Annotated in this window: 19 protein-coding genes; 10 read left to right on the top strand and 9 right to left on the bottom strand. The window is 32.7% G+C overall.

The annotated features are described in order from the left end of the window. Window positions 1–133 precede the first annotated feature (133 nt). From JN168_RS10695 to JN168_RS10680, 4 genes are all read left to right on the top strand, one after another. Complete coding sequence (locus JN168_RS10695) at window positions 134–1,102, top strand: ABC transporter permease (RefSeq protein WP_279525885.1); 969 nt, start codon at window positions 134–136, stop codon at window positions 1,100–1,102. Beyond that, a complete protein-coding gene (locus JN168_RS10690; RefSeq protein WP_042738207.1) occupies window positions 1,092–2,051 on the top strand; it encodes an iron chelate uptake ABC transporter family permease subunit in 960 nt (319 codons plus the stop codon). The genes JN168_RS10695 and JN168_RS10690 overlap by 11 nt, the downstream gene beginning before the upstream one ends. Next, entirely contained in the window at window positions 2,048–2,848 is an 801-nt protein-coding gene (locus JN168_RS10685; protein WP_042738208.1) for an iron ABC transporter ATP-binding protein, read from the top strand. The genes JN168_RS10690 and JN168_RS10685 overlap by 4 nt, the downstream gene beginning before the upstream one ends. A 110-nt stretch (window positions 2,849–2,958) precedes the next feature. Further along, window positions 2,959–3,999 (top strand): ferrated catecholamine ABC transporter substrate-binding lipoprotein SstD, encoded by a 1,041-nt coding sequence (locus JN168_RS10680; RefSeq protein WP_042738209.1) that lies wholly within the window; start codon window positions 2,959–2,961, stop codon window positions 3,997–3,999. 184 nt (window positions 4,000–4,183) lie between these two features. Here JN168_RS10680 and JN168_RS10675 read toward each other — a convergent pair whose 3' ends face one another. Further along, window positions 4,184–4,696: a transposase gene (locus JN168_RS10675; RefSeq protein ID WP_229366997.1), complete on the bottom strand. Its 513-nt coding sequence runs from the start codon at window positions 4,694–4,696 to the stop codon at window positions 4,184–4,186. A gap of 547 nt (window positions 4,697–5,243) precedes the next feature. On the opposite strand from JN168_RS10675, the gene JN168_RS10670 reads away from it, so the two are divergent. Next, the gene (locus JN168_RS10670; protein WP_042738211.1) at window positions 5,244–5,570 is read left to right on the top strand and encodes a PH domain-containing protein; all 327 of its coding nucleotides are present in this window, start codon (window positions 5,244–5,246) and stop codon (window positions 5,568–5,570) included. A gap of 79 nt (window positions 5,571–5,649) precedes the next feature. On the opposite strand, the gene JN168_RS10665 is transcribed toward JN168_RS10670, so the two are convergent. The 3 genes from JN168_RS10665 to JN168_RS10655 all read right to left on the bottom strand — a co-directional run bounded on the left by JN168_RS10665 (window position 5,650) and on the right by JN168_RS10655 (window position 7,590). Continuing rightward, complete coding sequence (locus tag JN168_RS10665) at window positions 5,650–5,964, bottom strand: CHY zinc finger protein (RefSeq protein ID WP_107512125.1); 315 nt, start codon at window positions 5,962–5,964, stop codon at window positions 5,650–5,652. 16 nt (window positions 5,965–5,980) lie between these two features. Beyond that, window positions 5,981–6,901 (bottom strand): UDP-N-acetylmuramate dehydrogenase, encoded by a 921-nt coding sequence (murB, locus tag JN168_RS10660; RefSeq protein ID WP_042738213.1) that lies wholly within the window; start codon window positions 6,899–6,901, stop codon window positions 5,981–5,983. A 164-nt stretch (window positions 6,902–7,065) separates the two neighbouring features. Beyond that, window positions 7,066–7,590, bottom strand: coding sequence for a GrpB family protein (locus JN168_RS10655; protein ID WP_042738214.1), 525 nt, complete (start codon window positions 7,588–7,590; stop codon window positions 7,066–7,068). Between the two features lie 126 nt (window positions 7,591–7,716). On the opposite strand from JN168_RS10655, the gene JN168_RS10650 reads away from it, so the two are divergent. From JN168_RS10650 to JN168_RS10640, 3 genes are all read left to right on the top strand, one after another. After that, window positions 7,717–8,604, top strand: a complete 888-nt coding sequence (locus tag JN168_RS10650; RefSeq protein ID WP_042738215.1) for an EMYY motif lipoprotein — start codon at window positions 7,717–7,719, stop codon at window positions 8,602–8,604. Between the two features lie 158 nt (window positions 8,605–8,762). Then, a complete protein-coding gene (gene ytxJ / locus JN168_RS10645) occupies window positions 8,763–9,083 on the top strand; it encodes a bacillithiol system redox-active protein YtxJ (RefSeq protein ID WP_042738216.1) in 321 nt (106 codons plus the stop codon). 357 nt (window positions 9,084–9,440) lie between these two features. Next, window positions 9,441–10,565, top strand: coding sequence for a glycerate kinase (locus tag JN168_RS10640; RefSeq protein WP_042738217.1), 1,125 nt, complete (start codon window positions 9,441–9,443; stop codon window positions 10,563–10,565). Window positions 10,566–10,820: 255 nt separating this feature from the next. On the opposite strand, the gene pepT is transcribed toward JN168_RS10640, so the two are convergent. The 4 genes from pepT to gdpS form a co-directional block, all read right to left on the bottom strand. Next, window positions 10,821–12,053, bottom strand: a complete 1,233-nt coding sequence (pepT, locus tag JN168_RS10635; protein WP_232154832.1) for a peptidase T — start codon at window positions 12,051–12,053, stop codon at window positions 10,821–10,823. A gap of 12 nt (window positions 12,054–12,065) precedes the next feature. Beyond that, a complete protein-coding gene (locus tag JN168_RS10630) occupies window positions 12,066–12,566 on the bottom strand; it encodes a threonine/serine exporter family protein (RefSeq protein ID WP_371130123.1) in 501 nt (166 codons plus the stop codon). 15 nt (window positions 12,567–12,581) lie between these two features. Continuing rightward, entirely contained in the window at window positions 12,582–13,343 is a 762-nt protein-coding gene (locus JN168_RS10625) for a threonine/serine exporter family protein (protein WP_042738219.1), read from the bottom strand. 443 nt (window positions 13,344–13,786) lie between these two features. Then, complete coding sequence (gdpS, locus tag JN168_RS10620; protein ID WP_107512802.1) at window positions 13,787–14,857, bottom strand: GGDEF domain-containing protein GdpS; 1,071 nt, start codon at window positions 14,855–14,857, stop codon at window positions 13,787–13,789. Window positions 14,858–15,261: 404 nt separating this feature from the next. Here gdpS and JN168_RS10615 point away from each other — a divergent pair, with 404 nt between their 5' ends. Then, window positions 15,262–16,311: a glycosyltransferase family 4 protein gene (locus JN168_RS10615; RefSeq protein WP_042738221.1), complete on the top strand. Its 1,050-nt coding sequence runs from the start codon at window positions 15,262–15,264 to the stop codon at window positions 16,309–16,311. A gap of 306 nt (window positions 16,312–16,617) precedes the next feature. Here JN168_RS10615 and JN168_RS10610 read toward each other — a convergent pair whose 3' ends face one another. Then, window positions 16,618–17,259, bottom strand: coding sequence for a YigZ family protein (locus tag JN168_RS10610; RefSeq protein ID WP_229367000.1), 642 nt, complete (start codon window positions 17,257–17,259; stop codon window positions 16,618–16,620). Between the two features lie 174 nt (window positions 17,260–17,433). Between JN168_RS10610 and fakB1 the strand changes: the two genes are divergently transcribed. Further along, the gene (gene fakB1 / locus JN168_RS10605; RefSeq protein ID WP_229367001.1) at window positions 17,434–18,297 is read left to right on the top strand and encodes a fatty acid kinase binding subunit FakB1; all 864 of its coding nucleotides are present in this window, start codon (window positions 17,434–17,436) and stop codon (window positions 18,295–18,297) included. Window positions 18,298–18,472: the final 175 nt, after the last annotated feature.

Below are 18,472 nucleotides of genomic sequence, written 5' to 3'. Positions count from 1 at the left end.
AATAAGTAAAATTTTCGATTGCTATTGAATTTAACTAGGAACGTGGTAAAATTTTTATATATACAGTGATAATGATTATCATAACCAATAAGAATTGGGAGCAATTAAATAGAAGGGATTTAGGGAAGGCATTATGAAATTTTTACTTAAAGGTACAGTGTTGTTTACTGTTTTAGTTATTTTAACCATCCTTTCTTTGTTTATAGGTGTCAGCAAAGTTTCGATAACTGATATTTTTCATTTAACAAATGAGCAAAAGAATATCATTGTTTCAAGTAGAATACCTAGGACAGTGAGTATTTTAATATCTGGAAGTACATTAGCGCTTGCAGGTTTAATTATGCAACAAATGATGCAAAATAAATTTGTTTCTCCTACAACTGCAGGAACAATGGAGTGGGCGAAGTTAGGAATTTTGATATCATTGATTTTTTTCCCGCAAGAGAATATTTTAATTAAATTATCTTTTGCTGTCGTACTTAGTATTTTAGGTACTTTTATGTTTGTTAAATTAGTTCAATTAATACAATTTAAGGATGTCATTTTTATTCCGTTGTTAGGTATTATGCTCGGTGGTATAGTATCAAGTTTTTCAACTTTTATTGCGCTTAGAACAAATGCTGTTCAAAGTATTGGCAACTGGTTAAACGGCAATTTTGCAATTATAACAACAGGAAGGTATGAAATATTATACTTAAGCATTCCGCTACTGTTACTTACATATATCTTTGCAAATCATTTTACGATTGCAGGCATGGGGAAGGATTTTAGTAATAATTTAGGTGTGAATTATGAAAAAATAATCAACATCGGTTTATTTATTACTGCGACTATTACTGCATTAGTTGTTGTGACGGTTGGTACATTACCATTTTTGGGACTTATCGTTCCTAATATCGTTTCTATCTTTAGAGGGGATCATTTGAAAAATGCACTTCCACATACAGCAATGTTAGGAGCAATATTTGTGATGTTTTCAGATATTATTGGCAGAATTGTCGTCTATCCGTATGAAATCAATATTGGTTTAACGATTGGTGTATTCGGCACTGTTATATTCTTAATCTTGCTAATGAAAGGAAGACACCAACATGCAAATTAGTGCAAAGAATAAATTATTGATACTTATTGCTTTAACTGTGATTGTGGGCGTCATTTATTCAATCGTAGGCATTGATTTTGAAATTTTTCAATATCAATTCTCAAGTAGATTAAGGAAGTTAATCTTGATGATACTTGTCGGTGGAGCAATTGCTGCTTCAGTAGTCATCTTTCAAGCCATTACGACCAATCGGTTGTTAACGCCCTCGATTATGGGGTTAGATGCGGTTTATATGTTTGTTAAGGTGCTGTTAGTTTTTGCTTTTGGTGTGCAATCTGTATTAGTTACGAATCTGTATCTCAATTTTATAATTACTTTGGTCGTCATGGTGGTATTTTCGTTACTACTTTTCCAAGGTATATTTAAAATTGGAGACGTTTCAGTTTATTTTATATTATTAGTAGGTGTGATTTTAGGGACATTTTTCAAAAGTATCACAGGATTTCTTGAATTAATTATTAATCCAGAGGACTATTTAGCGGTTCAAAGTGCGATGTTTGCTAATTTTGACGCATCAAATAGTAAGCTTGTCACCCTTTGTGGCATTATACTTATTGTCTTAATTATTGTCACTGTACTATTAATTCCATATCTAGACGTATTGTTATTAGGTAGAGATCAAGCCATTAATCTTGGTGTATCTTATAAAACATTAACACGATTACTGTTAATCCTTGTTGCTATTCTCGTATCAATTTCAACAGCACTTGTAGGACCAATTACATTTCTTGGTTTGTTAACAGTCAACTTAGCACATGAAATGATGAGAACGTATGAACATAAATATATTTTACCGGCAACAATCTGTATTAGTTGGTTGAGTTTATTTATTGCGCAAGCAGTAGTCGAAAATCTCTTTGAAGCGACAACACAAGTAAGTATTATTATCGATTTAATTGGTGGTAGTTACTTTATTTACTTATTAATTAAAAGGAGGAATGCAAATTGATACGTGTGTCAGGACTTAATAAAACAATTCAAGATAAGCCTATTTTAAAGAATATCAATGTTGATATCCAAAAAGGGAAGCTCACATCGATGATTGGACCAAATGGTGCTGGTAAGAGTACTTTATTAGGTGCGATTACACGATTGATGGACTTTGAAGAAGGACAGATAGAGATAGAAGGGCGTTCGATTAATGATTTTAAAAGTAATGAACTTGCCAAGAAACTATCTATTTTAAAGCAAAGTAATCATACAGAGTTGAATATTACTGTTGAGCAGTTAGTTAACTTTGGTAGATTTCCGCATTGTAAGGGCCACTTGAAAAAGGAAGATAAGGATCAAGTTGAATATGCATTAGAATTACTTCAATTACAGGAAATTAGACATCGTTATCTTAAGACACTTTCAGGTGGACAACGACAACGTGCATATGTCGCAATGACAATTGCACAAGATACAGATTATATCTTGTTGGATGAACCATTAAACAACCTCGATATGAAGCACTCTGTTCAAATCATGCAAACGTTACGTCAACTTGCTAAAAAGTTGAATAAGACCATTGTCATTGTGATACATGATATTAATTTTGCATCTTGTTACTCAGATGACATCATCGCGTTAAAACATGGTGAATTAGTGAAAGCGAGTGATAAGGACGAAGTCATTCAAACGGATGTGTTACGACAACTTTATGATATGGATGTGAAAATCGAAGAAATACGTGGACAACGGATCTGTGTTTACTTCGATGAGTCTACAGAGGAAGAAGCACTGTCTTTAGTAGAATCCATTTAAATCTAAGATGTCTTTGTCCTAAACATTGAAGGGAGTGATGCAAACGTAGCGTTACTTTTAAAACGTGGGATAGATTGGGTATTAAACAAAAATTGGAGGAATGAAACACCATGAAAAAATATGCTTTAGTCTTAGTTATAGGTTTAATGTTTTTATTAGCAGCATGTGGTAATAGTGGGTCTGGATCTGATGATAAAAAATCAGAAAGCAAGGACACTAAAGATACAGTGAAAATTGAAAATAATTATAAAGCAAGTGGCGAAAAACGAGATGGTAGCGATGCTAAAACGGTAAAAGAAACTGTAGAAGTACCGAAGAATCCTAAAAAGGCTGTAGTTTTTGACTATGGAACTTTAGACACAATGAAAGAACTTGGCTTAGCAGACAAAGTTAAAGCTGTGCCTAAAGGTGAAGGTGGTAAATCATTACCAGATTTCTTAAGTGATTTTAAAGATGAAAAATACTTAAATACTGGTAGTCTGAAAGAAGTTAATTATGATAAAGTAGCTGCTGCTAAACCTGACGTTATATACATATCTGGTCGTACGGCTAATCAGAAAAACTTAGATGAATTTAAGAAAGCAGCACCAGATGCAAAAGTGGTTTATGTAGGTGTAGATAACAAAAATGAAGTTAATTCATTAAAAGAAAATGCTGAAAAACTTGGTAAAATTTACGATAAAGAAAGCGAAGTTAAATCTTTAAATAAAAAATTAGATGATAAAATCGCTGAAGTAAAAGATAAAACGAAAGACATGAAAGATGAAAAAGCGATGTTCTTACTAGTTAATGAAGGTGAATTATCTACTTATGGTGCTGGTGATCGTTTTGGTTCATTAATCTTCAATACAATGGGCTTCACTGCTGCTGATGATAATATTAAAGGAAGTACACACGGACAAAACGTAACAAATGAATATATTGCTGAGAAAAATCCAGCAATTATCTTTGCAATGGACCGCGGACAAGCAATCGGTGGTAAATCAACAGCGAAACAAGCTTTAGGCAATGATGTAATTAAAAATGTAGATGCAGTAAAACATAATAAAGTCTATGAACTAGATCCTAAATTATGGTACTTTGCAAGTGGTTCTACTACAACTGCCATTAAACAAATGGATGAAGTTGAAAAAGCATTAGACAAAAAATAATTAACATCTAGAGTGGGGAAATGTTAGTTAAAATGATGTAAATGCATTGTCTAGATATGAAATTCGTACTGTTAATAAAGTAACTGAATGTATTCTATACGTATCGAATTTGATTGTAGATAATCATAAGACCTAAAAGGTTGGGATTTAGATCCTAGAATGAAAGAGTCTGGAACATTAGTATTCAGACTAAAATGAAATCGATAATTTTTACTGTGAAAATGTAAAAATTATCGATTTTTCTATTATTATCAAATTGATTATCACTTAGTGTTATTATTTTACTTATATTGATAGCTAATAATGCTAATCCGAGTTCATGTTTTATCCTTGTTATTTCTCGAAGTGACATACGAGTAAATCCACAAATAGCCTTTAATAATACAAAAACAGCTTCTATCTCAATTTTATTTTGATTGTAGAATCTTTGTATTTCTGGTTCTGAAAGCTGTTGATTTATTTTAGTTTTGAAAGATTCCCAATTATAATTCCTCAAAACTTTTTTATTAGTCTCCGAATTATGTTTGCTATATCGGTTGGGGTGTGGACACCCTGAACAATCATCACATTCGTCTAATTTGAAACCTCTTTTAAAATCATAGTCATTATTTTTGTAGTAATTATATATAAGAACTTCGTATTGTTTGCGAGACACTTGAGTGAGTAGGGTGAGTGTCGACATCAAGGATTGAGCCATCCCCCTAGGTAAGTGAGCAATACGAATCAGAAAGATAGATAGAATATCTCCTTTTACCTAGTATGCTAGCGTGTGTGTAAGGAAATTGAATTATATTAAAATCGTTGTCTTGATATTTACTGCTTATAATTTTACAGTATTGTTTGCGAGACACCTGAGGGAGTAGGGTGAGTGTCGAGACCAAGGCTCGACCCATCCCCCTAGGTAAGCGAGCAATAACAATACTGAGTATCGATAACAATAACAAGCTCATCAAAAATCTTTACTGGGTTTAATGCTAGGTATTTATGTTCTAGGTTCGTTACTGTACTTTGTATTATTGATAAGATCATCTGAATCTAGACATAAGAATGACAATGTTTATTTAGGTATTTTGCAACAAACATACGTAAATATAGTGTCTTTTAAATAACCTGGGATTAAAGTAGAATTGTGTTATTTTAGAAATGGAAAGGGTAAATGGTTTATAAACACTAAATTAAGGTGACGTTTTTAGCTTTAATGTTAAAAGGAAACTGAGTAATTACATTAGAACAGAGGTGCAATGATGATATTAGATAAAGTGAATCCTAATGATTTATATCCAACAGAAGAGCAAGGCCCTACTGTATTAGGGACGATTGAGTATAATATGCATGGTACTTCAGAATTCGAAGGTGCCTTTATTGCGACAAATGAGCGATTGATTTTAAATGTAGATATGAATGGTGAATTTTATTATAGAAGTATTGCTTATAATGAAATTGAACAGATTGAAGCACACGACGATAGTATTCAATTTGTCTTTAATGTGGGACCAATGCCAATAAAAGAACTACAAAAGGGTGATATCCAAACTTTTGTGGATTATGTTAAGTCACAAATGCCTTCATAAATAATTAAGAAGAATGAAATATTCATATTAAGAAACCAGACCTTTCCGGGATTTGAAAAGGTCTGGTTTTTATTATGCATTAAATAGCAAAGTAAAGATGATAGTGATATTTACAACGGTTGTTAAAATGCGCATTACATTCTGGACAAGCCTCAATCATCATATATTCGTTAATTGTCATTTCGTGTTTACAAACACCACACAAAATTGCACGTTCATTAAATTCATCTGATTCCCATCGCTTTATAGGATGTGATTCGCTTTCGTTATGGCATTTATAGCATGGATAGTATTTATCGCAACATTTAAATTTAATTGAAATAATGTCTAAAGGCGTTTGATAATGTGTGCATCTGCCTTCGCTATCTACCGTTGGACCATAAATATTAACCATTGTATCTGTCTCCTAACTAGTCTTGCGGATGCTCTCCGATAATTCGTACTTCTGGATGTAACTCCACATCGAATTTTTCTTTAACGACCTTTTGTACATAATGTATTAAATCTTCGTAGTCTGTGGCTGTACCTTTATCAACATTAACCATAAAGCCAGCATGCTTTGTTGAAACCTCAACTCCACCAATGCGATGACCTTGTAAGTCTGAATCTTGTATTAGTTTTCCTGCAAAGTGTCCAGGTGGGCGTTGGAATACACTACCACATGAAGGATATTCTAATGGTTGTTTTGTTTCTCGGCGTTCAGTTAAATCATCCATCTTCGATTGAATGTCTTCTTTATGACCCGGTTCAAGTGTAAAAGCAGCTTCCAAAACTACAAGGTGTTGTTTCTGAACAATACTATTTCGATAATCTAATTCTAATTCATGCTTAGTTAAGGTGATTAATTCTCCCTTTTCGTTTACACAAAGAGCATAATCAATACAATCCTTTACTTCGCCTCCATAGGCGCCCGCATTCATAAATACAGCACCACCAATAGAACCCGGAATGCCGCATGCAAACTCTAAACCAGTTAAACTATAATCCCTTGCAGTGCGTGAAACATCAATGATTGCAGCACCACTTCCAGAAATAATAGCATCATCTGAAACTTCAATATAATCGAGTGAAAGTAAGCTGATAACAATACCTCTTATGCCGCCTTCACGAATAATAATATTTGATCCATTACCTAAATAAGTAACAGGAATATCATTGGAATAAGCAAAGTGCACAATCGCTTGCACTTGTTGATGTGTGGTTGGTGATAAGTAGTAATCTGCTTGACCACCAGTTTCTGTATATGTATAGCGCTTTAAAGGTTCATCAATCTTTATTATATCTTTAGGTACAATTGCTTCTAATTCCTTTAAGATGTCATCTTTATGCAATGTATTGTACGTCCTTTCCTAGTGAATTCATTTATACATTATAGCAATATTTGTGGGTATTTGCTAAATAGTATGCTAGTTAATCACAAAACTTATACATCTATTAAAATTTGAGTTGATTATACCATGTCTGTATGAAAAGTGAACGTAAAAACCGATTCAAATTAATCTGTATGTATTTGCTTTAATAATTTAGAGAATAACTGTTGCTTTTGATTCTCATATGCACGAATTGTAGGTGCATGTTGAGCAATATTTTGTTTAGCATTTCCAAAAGTTTGCGCTGCTGATGGATTATTTTCTAAATACTTTGTACTTAATAAGTAATCATTATACAGCGTAGAATCCTTTTGGATAATATGTAGACGGGCGATTTGCTTTAAATCAATAAGGTTATTAAATTGAGCCATGACCACTTTCTTTTTATATGGATGATGTAAACGATAGAAGCCAGCATAATTCAGTCGTTTTTCATCTAAAGATGTTATGTCATGTAAATTATCTACTCCTACAAGAATGTCTAAGATAGGTTCGGTAGGATAATTAAAATGTTTCGTACCACCAATATGGTGCGTTGATTTTACGGGCGTATCTAAAAGGTTAAATAAAGTTGTACTAAGCGTTTCATACTGCTGTGCAAAATCAATGTTTTTATCCTCAATGATAAAATTTTGTACTTGAGAATACATTAAGTTGAGCGCTCCTTTTATTCTGATTTTATTCTTGTTAAACTGTAAATTCTGAAATAATATATCACATATCATTTTCAAGTTAAATAAGTTTCTGTATAATACGGAATAATAAGGAGTGCAGAAATGAAAAGAATACTTTGCATCGTTTTATTACTTAGTATATCAATCATATTGACGTCATGTAGTCATAAATGGTCTTCTGAATTTAGAGATTTTAACAAATCATTGAATGATGTTAAAAATAAAGGGAAGAATGTAGAAGAAGCAATGGACAGTATCCAACTTAAACGTTTGGATGATTTAAGTAAAACAGACACCACTGATAAGAATAAGCAAGAGTTTAATGATTTACAAAATAAAATAAATAGTAAGGTTATTCCTAAAATGGATGCATATGAAAAGGCAGCGAAACATTTACCTGCTAAATCTGCTGAAACCAAAGCGCTTAAATCTGAATACCTAGAGGTTGTTCAAGATAAGAAAAAAGCACTAAATCAAACAAAAAAGTTTGTCGATTTATATAATCAATCTATAAAGGCTAATGAAGACATATTAGATTATACGAAATTATTTGAGAAGAATCGTTCGCAGGTTGAGGCAAATATGAAAAAAGCTAAAAAAGCTGGCGCAACATCAGATGTGAAATATTTTGAGGAAAAATTAGAAGAAAATAATAAAGCATTAAAATCAACTGTAGATGATGGTTTTGATTCTTCGGATCCTCAAAAGGTAAAAAAATTAATTAACGATGATATTATGCCGCTGATTACTAAGGAAATTAGAGATTTAAATAAAACAGAAATCACTAGTGGCTACGTCAATGATGCGCGTAAAAATGCAATAGAAATGTACTATAGTTTACAAAATTATTATGAAACAAGAGAAGAAACGATAGAAATAAGTGAAAAAATAGAGAAAATGGATATCGATGCATTACCTAAAGAGGGGAAAGACCTAGAACGTTATGATAAAGCGTTTAACAAGAAGTATAAAAAAATTAAAGATAGTTAAAACGAGATAATATTTTTGATTAGTTATAAGAATTTAAATAAACGGTTAACAACAAAAAGGTAATTGTGTATAATTGGAAACGATGATATGTTAATATCGTGGCACTTTCACACAATTTGGAACTTATTGTGTGTTAAATATTTTTAGAGGTGAATAGAATGGCTATAAAGCTGAGTTCGATTGACCAGTTTGAACAAGTTATTGAAGAAAATAGTTATGTATTTGTACTGAAACATAGTGAAACTTGTCCTATTTCAGCAGATGCATTTGATCAATTTAACAAATTTTTATATGAACGAGATATGGATGGATACTATTTAGTCGTTCAACAAGAACGTGAATTATCTAACTATATTGAAGAGAAGACAAATGTAAAGCACGAATCGCCACAAGCATTTTACTTTGTGAAGGGACAAGCGGTTTGGAATGCAGATCACGAAAATATCAATGTAAGTTCTTTAGCAAATGCTGAAGAATAATAAACTTAAAAATTAGCACAAGCGCTTGTAGTATGTTTCTAATATGGAAACCTATCACAAGCGCTTATTTTATCTTTTAATGTGAAAAAAATGATAATGACATGTATAATGTAAAAATGAATGGGAAATTATAGCTTGCGATATGATAGTGCGCCAAATTATAGCACTTAAATTTTGTAGCTATATCATTTCGTGAGTGGGAAGCGTGCCACATGTGTATAAAATCAGCATGTAGTGACGACATTAAGTCGTTTGTGACTCACTAACTATTTTTGAATTGTACTATGTATTGAAATAAATAATGCTTAAATTAGTATATAGTAATTGTTGTTAATATAAATATTTTGAGGTGACAAGATGAAAGTATTAGTGGCGATGGATGAATTTAATGGTATTATTTCAAGTTACCAAGCGAATAGATATGTGGAAGAAGCGGTAGCGAGCCAGATTGAACGTGCAGATATCGTTCAAGTACCATTATTTAATGGTCGTCATGAGTTAATGGATTCTGTATTTTTATGGCAATCGGGAACGAAATACAGAATTATGACACATGATGCAGATATGAATAAAGTAGAAGCTGTTTATGGTATTACGGATAATGATGTAACTGTCATTGAAGGGAATTTATTTTTAAAAGGGACTAAACCAATCAATCAACGTACGAGTTATGGTTTAGGAGAGCTCATCGTAGATGCTTTGGAAAATCATGCTAAACATATCATTATTTCATTAGGTGGTATTGATAGTTTTGATGGTGGTGCGGGTATGTTGCAAGCACTAGGTATGAAGTTTTACGATGATGAAGCAAATGAAGTCGATGTCACTGAAGGAACGCGTGTATTGAAATATATTCGAAAAATAGACGCTTCTGGGTTACATCCACAACTTAAAGATGTCAGGTTACAATTGATGTCAGATTTTGACAGTAAATTGTATGGTAAGGAAAGTGAAATTATTCAACTTCACGAGCAATTAGGTCTTGAGCGAAACGATGCGGCAGAAATTGATAACTTGATTTGGTATTTAAGTGAAATATTTAAAAGTGAAATGAAACTCGCGCTTGGTCCTATTGCTAAAGGTGGTGCAGGTGGCGGTATTGCAGCTGTACTTCATGCTTTATATGATGCCGAGATTATGACTAGTCATGAGTTGGTTGACCAAATTACGCACTTGGAATCGCTGATAGCACAAGCTGATTTAGTAATATTTGGCGAGGGTGTAAGTGAAGAAGACCGTTTATTAGAAACGACGACGATTCGTATTGCGGAATTAGCGACGAAGCATCATAAACCATCAATTGCGATATGTGCGACTGACGATAAGTTTGATTTATTTGAATCAATGGGTGTTACATCTATGTTTAATACGTTTATTCAAATGCCAAAGTATTTTACTGATTTTAAAATGGGAATTCAAATCAGACATTATGCTGTTCAAGCTATTAAGCTATTAAAAACAGATTTTGATTCGACAAAATAAATTAGAATAAATTTTATGTTATGTTCGTAGAATGTGATTAATTCAGCATATTATTAATAAATAGTATATGAATCCGGGACTTTAGTCTTTCAGACTAAAAAATAAAATCGATGATTTTTACTGTGAAAATGTAAAAATCATCGATTTTTCTGTCCATAATCTTTTACGACTAGCTACATTCTTTGTTTTCTCTATCGAATGTGTTAAGTGATAATCATAATGGCCTAACGATTGACCTGAATACTCCTAGATAAATTATTGTTCGTATGTGTTAACGACTTCTTGTACAATACCAATTATTACATCGATTGCCTTTTCCATAACATCAATTGAGGCATATTCATATGGGCCATGGAAGTTAGCACAACCAGTAAAAATATTAGGTGTTGGTAAACCCATATACGAGAGTTGTGATCCATCTGTACCGCCACGTATAGGTTCTGTATTAGGCTCGATACCAAGATTTGCGAAAACACGTTTTGGGATATCGATAACGTGTGGGTTTTCGGCAATTTTTTCACCCATATTATAATATTGATCATTGATTTCTATTTCGATTGGATCATTTTGATAATGTGTGTTGATATCTTCTTTAATTTCGAGCAGGCGTTTTTTACGTAATTCAAATTGTTCGCGATCATGATCTCGAATAATATATTGTAACGTTGTTTTCTCTACATCACCATTAAATTTCATCAAATGATAAAATCCTTCATAACCTTCTGTACGTTCAGGGACTTCTTGTTGTGGTAATAAGGCATTGAATTGTTGGCCGAGTAATATAGCATTAATAAGGGTGTTTTTGGCAGAACCAGGGTGTACGTTCACACCATGACATGTGATCTTCGCTTCTGCTGCATTAAAACTTTCATATTGTAATTCTCCATACTCACTACCATCCATCGTATAAGCGAAATCAGCATTGAAACGTTCCACATCAAATGCGTGAGGTCCCTTACCGATTTCTTCATCAGGAGTAAAGGCGATACGAATATCACCGTGTTTGATTTCTGGATGTTCAGTAAGGTATTTTACTGCTTCCATAATTTCCACAACACCAGCTTTATCATCTGCACCTAATAAAGATGTACCGTCAGTTATCATCAATGTATGTCCTTCGACTTGCTTTAAGCCAGGGAAGACATCTTGTGATAATTCACGTGTTGTATCGCCCAATTTAATAGTATTGCCATCATAATTTTCGATTATTTGTGGATTTACATTTGTAGCATTAAAATCTGGTGACGTATCAACATGTGCTAAAAAGCCTACGGTCGGTAAATCCGCTTCAACATTACTTGCTAAGGTTGCAAATAAATAACCATTGTCATCTAATTCAGTTTCTAAACCTAAATCTGTTAACTCTTGTTGTAATAAATTTAATAGATTCCACTGCTTTTCAGTAGATGGTGTTGTATTTGATTCAGGATCAGATTGTGTATCAATAATGACGTATTTTGTTAAACGATCGATTATATCTTTTTTCATAGTTAACACCTCTTAAGCTCTGTTGTTCATATTATAAGATTTTTTATATATCTTACCATTCATTTTACCAAAATATTGTTTGATGCGTGTATAGAGATAATAAATTATTTCAGCACATAATATTCCAAAGGCAATGGCACCTGAAATTAATGTCACTTCTAGGAATGTGTTAACTGCGTGTGTGTATTGATTACTGACTAAAAAGCGTGTCGCTTCATATGCTAATCCACCAGGCACAAGTGGGATGATACCTGGAACAATAAAGATAATGACAGGTCTCTTATAACGTCGACTCATCACATGACTCATTAAGGCTAAGATAAAGCTACCTAAAAATGACGCCATAACTTTACCTAAATCTAAATCAACCGTTAATTTGTAAATAAACCATCCCATAGCGCCAACAAAACCACATGCTAACAATAAGCGTCGTGGTGCATTAAAGATAATAGAAAAAAGCATTGTAGCTAAATAACTAATAACAAATTGGAGAAGATAATATATCAAGACCATTTTACTGCTCCTTTCTTAAAATAATAATAGGACAATTGCAACGCCTGCACCAATTGCAAAAGATGTGAGGGCAGCTTCGACGCCACGAGACATCCCGGCAAGTAACTCACCAGCCATTAAGTCACGAATGGCATTCGTAATTAATATTCCTGGTACTAATGGCATAACACCAGCAATAGTGATAATATCTTGGTTTTGTGCCCACCCTATATGTGTAAAAAATGCTGCAATTGTTATAACTACTGCGGCACTAATAAATTCTGAAAAGAACTTGATTTGAATAAAGCGTTGCACGAAGTCAAAGGTCAAGAAAGCACCGGCTCCTGCCAATATTGCATAAATAAAGTCATGCATAACGCCTCCAAACATAAAGAGAAAGAATCCACAAGCAATTGCTGCAGCAAAGAATTTTGTTATAGATGAAAATTGTAACGAAGCATGGTGTAAGTGAATGAGTTCTGACTTTGCTTCATCGATATCCAGTTGTTTGCTAGCAATTTTACGTGAGAGACTATTGGTTAATGCAATTTTCTCCAAATCCGTCGTACGCTCACGAATACGTATGAGTCGCGTATTAGTACGATTGTTTAGTGAAAATATAATAGCTGTGGAAGTGACAAAACTATATGTATCATCTAATCCATAACTTGCAGCAATACGATTCATCGTATCTTCTACGCGATAAGTTTCAGCGCCACTCTCCAATAATATTCTCCCAGCTATGAGTACGACATCGATGACTTTATCTTCATCAATGATTGTAATCGACTCTGACATAGATGATTCACCCCCATAATTGTAGTATATAGAACAATTGAAAGTTTACAGTGTACAATTAGAACTTTCAATAGCAATGATTATTCCGTCATCATTTTTTAATATTTCTTATTAATTAAGAACGTAATAAATAGGCTGAAATATAAATAATTGTGCAATCACCATAAACTATTTGCTGTAATGTTACTAAAATAGGTGATGCTCTATTTTAAGTAATAATGTTAGTGTCATTTATTAGCTGGCTATTTTTAAAATGATGACAACTGTGTCTTATATCATATTATAAAGTCAACGACGCGCAATAAAAAAGATGATCACTGCGTTTAATACGTCAGTAATCATCTTATATAGATGTGTCCTAATGTTATTGAATAAAAGTAATAAGACTTGTTGCAATTAAATTTGAATAGTACGAACAGTACTACATGATTAAATAGGTTGTATTAAAGTTTTACAATAGGGTTAAACATGACTTGATTTCTGCCTTCATTCTTAGCCATGTGTAACATATCGTCTGCAACTTTAAAGACCTTGCGTTGTGACTTATAATCTTCTTGTGTTAAATAACCAACACCAATTGAGACAGACAATTTAATAACTTCTTTATTTGGTAAATGGAATGTGGATTGTTCTACGCCTGCACGTATACTTTCACCTAACTTTACACATTGATCCAAGGTATAGTCGTTTAAGACAATTGAAAATTCTTCGCCACCATTACGAAAAATATTAAATTGTTGAGGGACATAGTTTTTCAATAGCTGTGCTATTTGTCTAAGGACAGCATCACCAGATTGATGTGAATAAGTATCATTAACATCTTTAAAGCCATCAATATCGATTAACAATAATCCTAGGCTTTCGTTATTTGTTTCGGCAATACGTGTCACTTCGTTTAAATGTCTATCAAATTCCTTTACATTGCCTAAGCCAGTTAAGTAATCTAGCTTATCTTCATTCTCATAGCGATTAACTAACGAGAAGAAATGCCACATATCTACAAAAGTAAATGAAGAGGCAATTGATAACACATAAGATAGCGGAATAAGATAAAGCACTTCTTTAAATTCATAATATGGACTTATTAACGACAATATTGCAAAAATAATTAAAGCAATCGCATTCAAAATTTGAATGGATATAATATCATTTTGCTTTAAAAATGGACCAACTGCGCCTACAATAATAGCTATGACCACAAGTATAACTGCAGCTATCACCGTATCATTGCCTAATAAGACATTAATCAATGCCACGATAATTGCTGATAACACAGTGTAGAAAGTGTTCGTAAAGCGTCCTAGAAATAAAATAGGAACAAATGTTAAGTACAACGAATATTCATTAAAGATCGTTACTGGATAGGCCGATAATAATAATGCAACAATTGTCATTAATACAGTTACATATTCTTTAGAAAACACCATGTTTCGATTTTCGGAATATTGTAATCGATGGAACAAATAGATTCCTGCTACAATAACTGAAATATTGTAAATAATTGCTTCGAACATTTTATTTTACGCTCCTTTTGAATAACCCTTAGTTATTGTAAGTGAAAACTTACATTTTGTCATCAATATGTAAACAGAAAGTTATAACAATCACTATAATTTCATGTTAAAATATTTGTTTGAGGAAATAACTAAATAATAATTCGCTTATTATATAAAAATATTAACTATTTTGTACATTTAGTAGTCATTATCTCATTACCATTTGTATATGTAAAAGCGAATCATGTATGATAGAGTTAAGTGATTTATAGAGAATATAATTTGCTCAATACATTATGCTGTTATAAATATATTATACGTTGAATACATAATGAACTAGTGAATTTATTATTATAAAGAATAACTCATTTACTAAAATTTAAATCTAAATAATTTTGAATTATTTTATTGAAGGTGAACTGATGTATACGTTATTATTAATCATTTTTTCAATGATTGTCAGTTTAATACTCACACCAATTATCATAAAGGTGTCCCATAAATTAGGTATTGTAGATAAACCTAATTTCAGAAAGATTCATACAAAACCTGTTTCTGTTCTTGGCGGAACTACAATCTTGTTATCTTTTTTATTAGGAATATGGTTAGGGCACCCAATTGAAACGGAAGTTAAACCTTTGGTTATTGGTGCAGTGTTAATGTATTTAGTAGGATTGATAGACGACATCTACGATTTGAAGCCGGTATTGAAATTGTTAGGTCAAATTATTGCAGCATTAGTAGTAGTATATTATGGTGTGACAATTGATTTTATTTCATTGCCAATTGGTCCGACCATTCATTTCGGAATCTTAGCTATTCCAATTACGGTGATTTGGATAGTCGCAATTACAAATGCGATTAATTTAATTGATGGTCTTGATGGTTTGGCATCAGGTGTTTCGATGATTGCATTAATTACAATAGGTTTTATAGCAATTTTGCAGGCAAATGTTTTTATTATTATGATTTGTAGTGTCTTAATTGGTTCACTGCTCGGATTTTTATGTTTTAATTTCCATCCTGCAAAAATATTCTTAGGAGATAGTGGTGCCTTGTTAATTGGATTTATAGTTGGGTTCTTGTCACTACTTGGTTTTAAAAACATTACATTTGTATCGCTATTCTTCCCAATTGTTATATTAGCAGTACCATTTATCGATACATTATTTGCGATGATTAGACGTGTGAAAAAGGGTCAACATATTATGCAAGCTGATAAATCGCACTTACATCACAAATTATTGAATTTAGGATACACACATCGACAAACTGTCATGTTAATTTATTCGATAGCATTATTGTTCAGTTTGTCGAGCATCATCTTGTATCTATCTCAACCATGGGGTGTCTTGATGATGTTAATCTTGATACTGATAACAATAGAATTAATTGTAGAGTTTACGGGATTGATAGACGATGATTATAGACCATTATTGAAATTAATAGAAAATAAGGAAAAGCATGATTAATTGCTGATCAAATAAGACCTATTCGGCTAAGTCGAATAGGTCTTATTTTTAGCATTGTAGTAAGTTAAAATAGAATGAATATCTTTGAGTATTTAATAAGAAATAAATTATTAAGTGTTTGTAATCGAGCTAATATAACTATAAGACTGGTTGAAAACGAGCAATGCCATATGACGCTACTCTTTGAAATGTTTTCTCTTTAATAGACTACATGACGAAGGACAATATAAATATTAAAATTCGTCTATTTGTATACAAATAGACGAATTTGCTGATGTTGATTGTATGTCTAGTAAAGTATTGAGGCTACGCAGTTTCGATATCAAATGGTAAAAGTACGATATCATCCTGTGTTAAATCATAATTACCAGATGTATTGCGGTTTAAAAAGGCGATAAAGTCATCATAATCGGTAGCTACTACATCGATTTGATAACTCACCTTGTCTGTATAGACAGTATCTCTCAAGAAGAAGGGAGTCGTTTCAAGTTCATACTCAAATTTACCAGTTAAATCGTAACCAATACTGACCGTAGTTGGGATGGCTGGCCTTAATTGTACACGTCCTACATCATAAATCACATCTCTAACGGCACCACTATATGCGCGGATTAAACCGCCACCACCGAGTTTTATACCACCAAAATAGCGTGTAACCACAACACAGGCATTGTGTATGTCTAATTTTTTTAAGATTTCTAACATTGGTACACCTGCTGTACCACTTGGTTCACCGTCATCGTTGGCCTTTTGTATATTCATCTGATCACCAACGGTATAAGCTGAACAGTTGTGTGTCGCTTCTTTATGTTCTTTCTTGATATGTTCAATAAAGTCCTTTGCTTCTTGTTCGGAAGCAACAGGTTGAATATGTGCAATAAAACGTGATTTGTTAATTACATTCTCTATTGTATGTGCACGTTTAATTGTAATAATTGATTCTCCCAATATTTTGCCCTCCAATAAAAACGACGTAAATTATATATGTTATTTATTATACGTGTTAGTCAATTTATATATAGTATACACTGAAATGAAGCCTGTATTAAATGTTTAAAAATAAATTTTCTTTTAACTAAAAATAATGTATTATTGTTGTGAGTATAATGAAGGAGGATTATGATGAAAATTGCTGTTTTGACAGATTCTACAAGCTATCTATCACAAACATTAATTGATAAATATAATATAAGAGTTGCCCCTTTAAGTGTTACGTTTGATACTGGGGAAAATTTCGTTGAAAATGAATCTATTTCTAGATTAGAATTTTATGACAAGATGAAGACATCTAAAACTATACCAACAACAAGTCAACCTGCTATTGGTACTTTTATAGAGCATTTTGAAGCATTACGTGGAGAAGGGTATACCGACGTCATCTGTATCTTCTTATCATCTGGTATTAGTGGTTGTTATCAAACTGCTACACAAGCTGGTGAAATGATTGAAGGCATCAACGTACATACCTTTGATTCGAAGTTAGCAGCTATGATTGAAGGCAGTTACGTCTTGCGTGCTATCGAAATGGTTGAACAGGGAAATCAACCTGATCAGATTCTCGAAGAATTAAATCGCATGATTGATGTTACGGGTGCCATTCTGATGGTAGATGATCTGAAAAATTTACAAAAGAGTGGACGAATTACAGGTGCGCAAGCATGGATTGGTACAATGTTAAAAATGAAGCCTGTTCTAAAATTCGATGACGGTTTAATTGTTCCAGATGAAAAGGTAAGAACTAAAAAGCGTGCATTGAAAAAAATTATTGAAAAAGTAAATGAACATATTCAAGGCTTTGATGAAGTGACCTTACATGTTGTCGTGGGTGACATCGAAGAAGATGGTGAGTGGTTGTACAATGAAGTGCAAAAGACATTCCCACAACATAAAATTCACAAATCATATTTTGGACCTGTTGTCGCTGCACATTTAGGTTCTGGTGGCATAGCAGTAGGGTACGTTGGTAGAAATATTCGCTTAGATTAAGAACATATAGAGATAAAGACATGACATGCTTCGGTAATGTGATGTCTTTTTTTAATTAAAGGAGGTAGATTTAATATACATTATTATGGAAGGTTAGTAACAGATCGCAAGTTATTAACGACAGAAACGATTCATGAAGTAACTACAGGTGTATGTGACATTGGAGGTCAGTGGC

Origin of the sequence: Staphylococcus gallinarum, assembly GCF_029774255.1 — a bacterium.
GTDB classification, from domain to species: Bacteria; Bacillota; Bacilli; order Staphylococcales; family Staphylococcaceae; genus Staphylococcus; species Staphylococcus gallinarum.
Note: the sequence above shows the minus strand (reverse complement) of the source record. Positions and strands in the feature narration are given on the sequence as shown.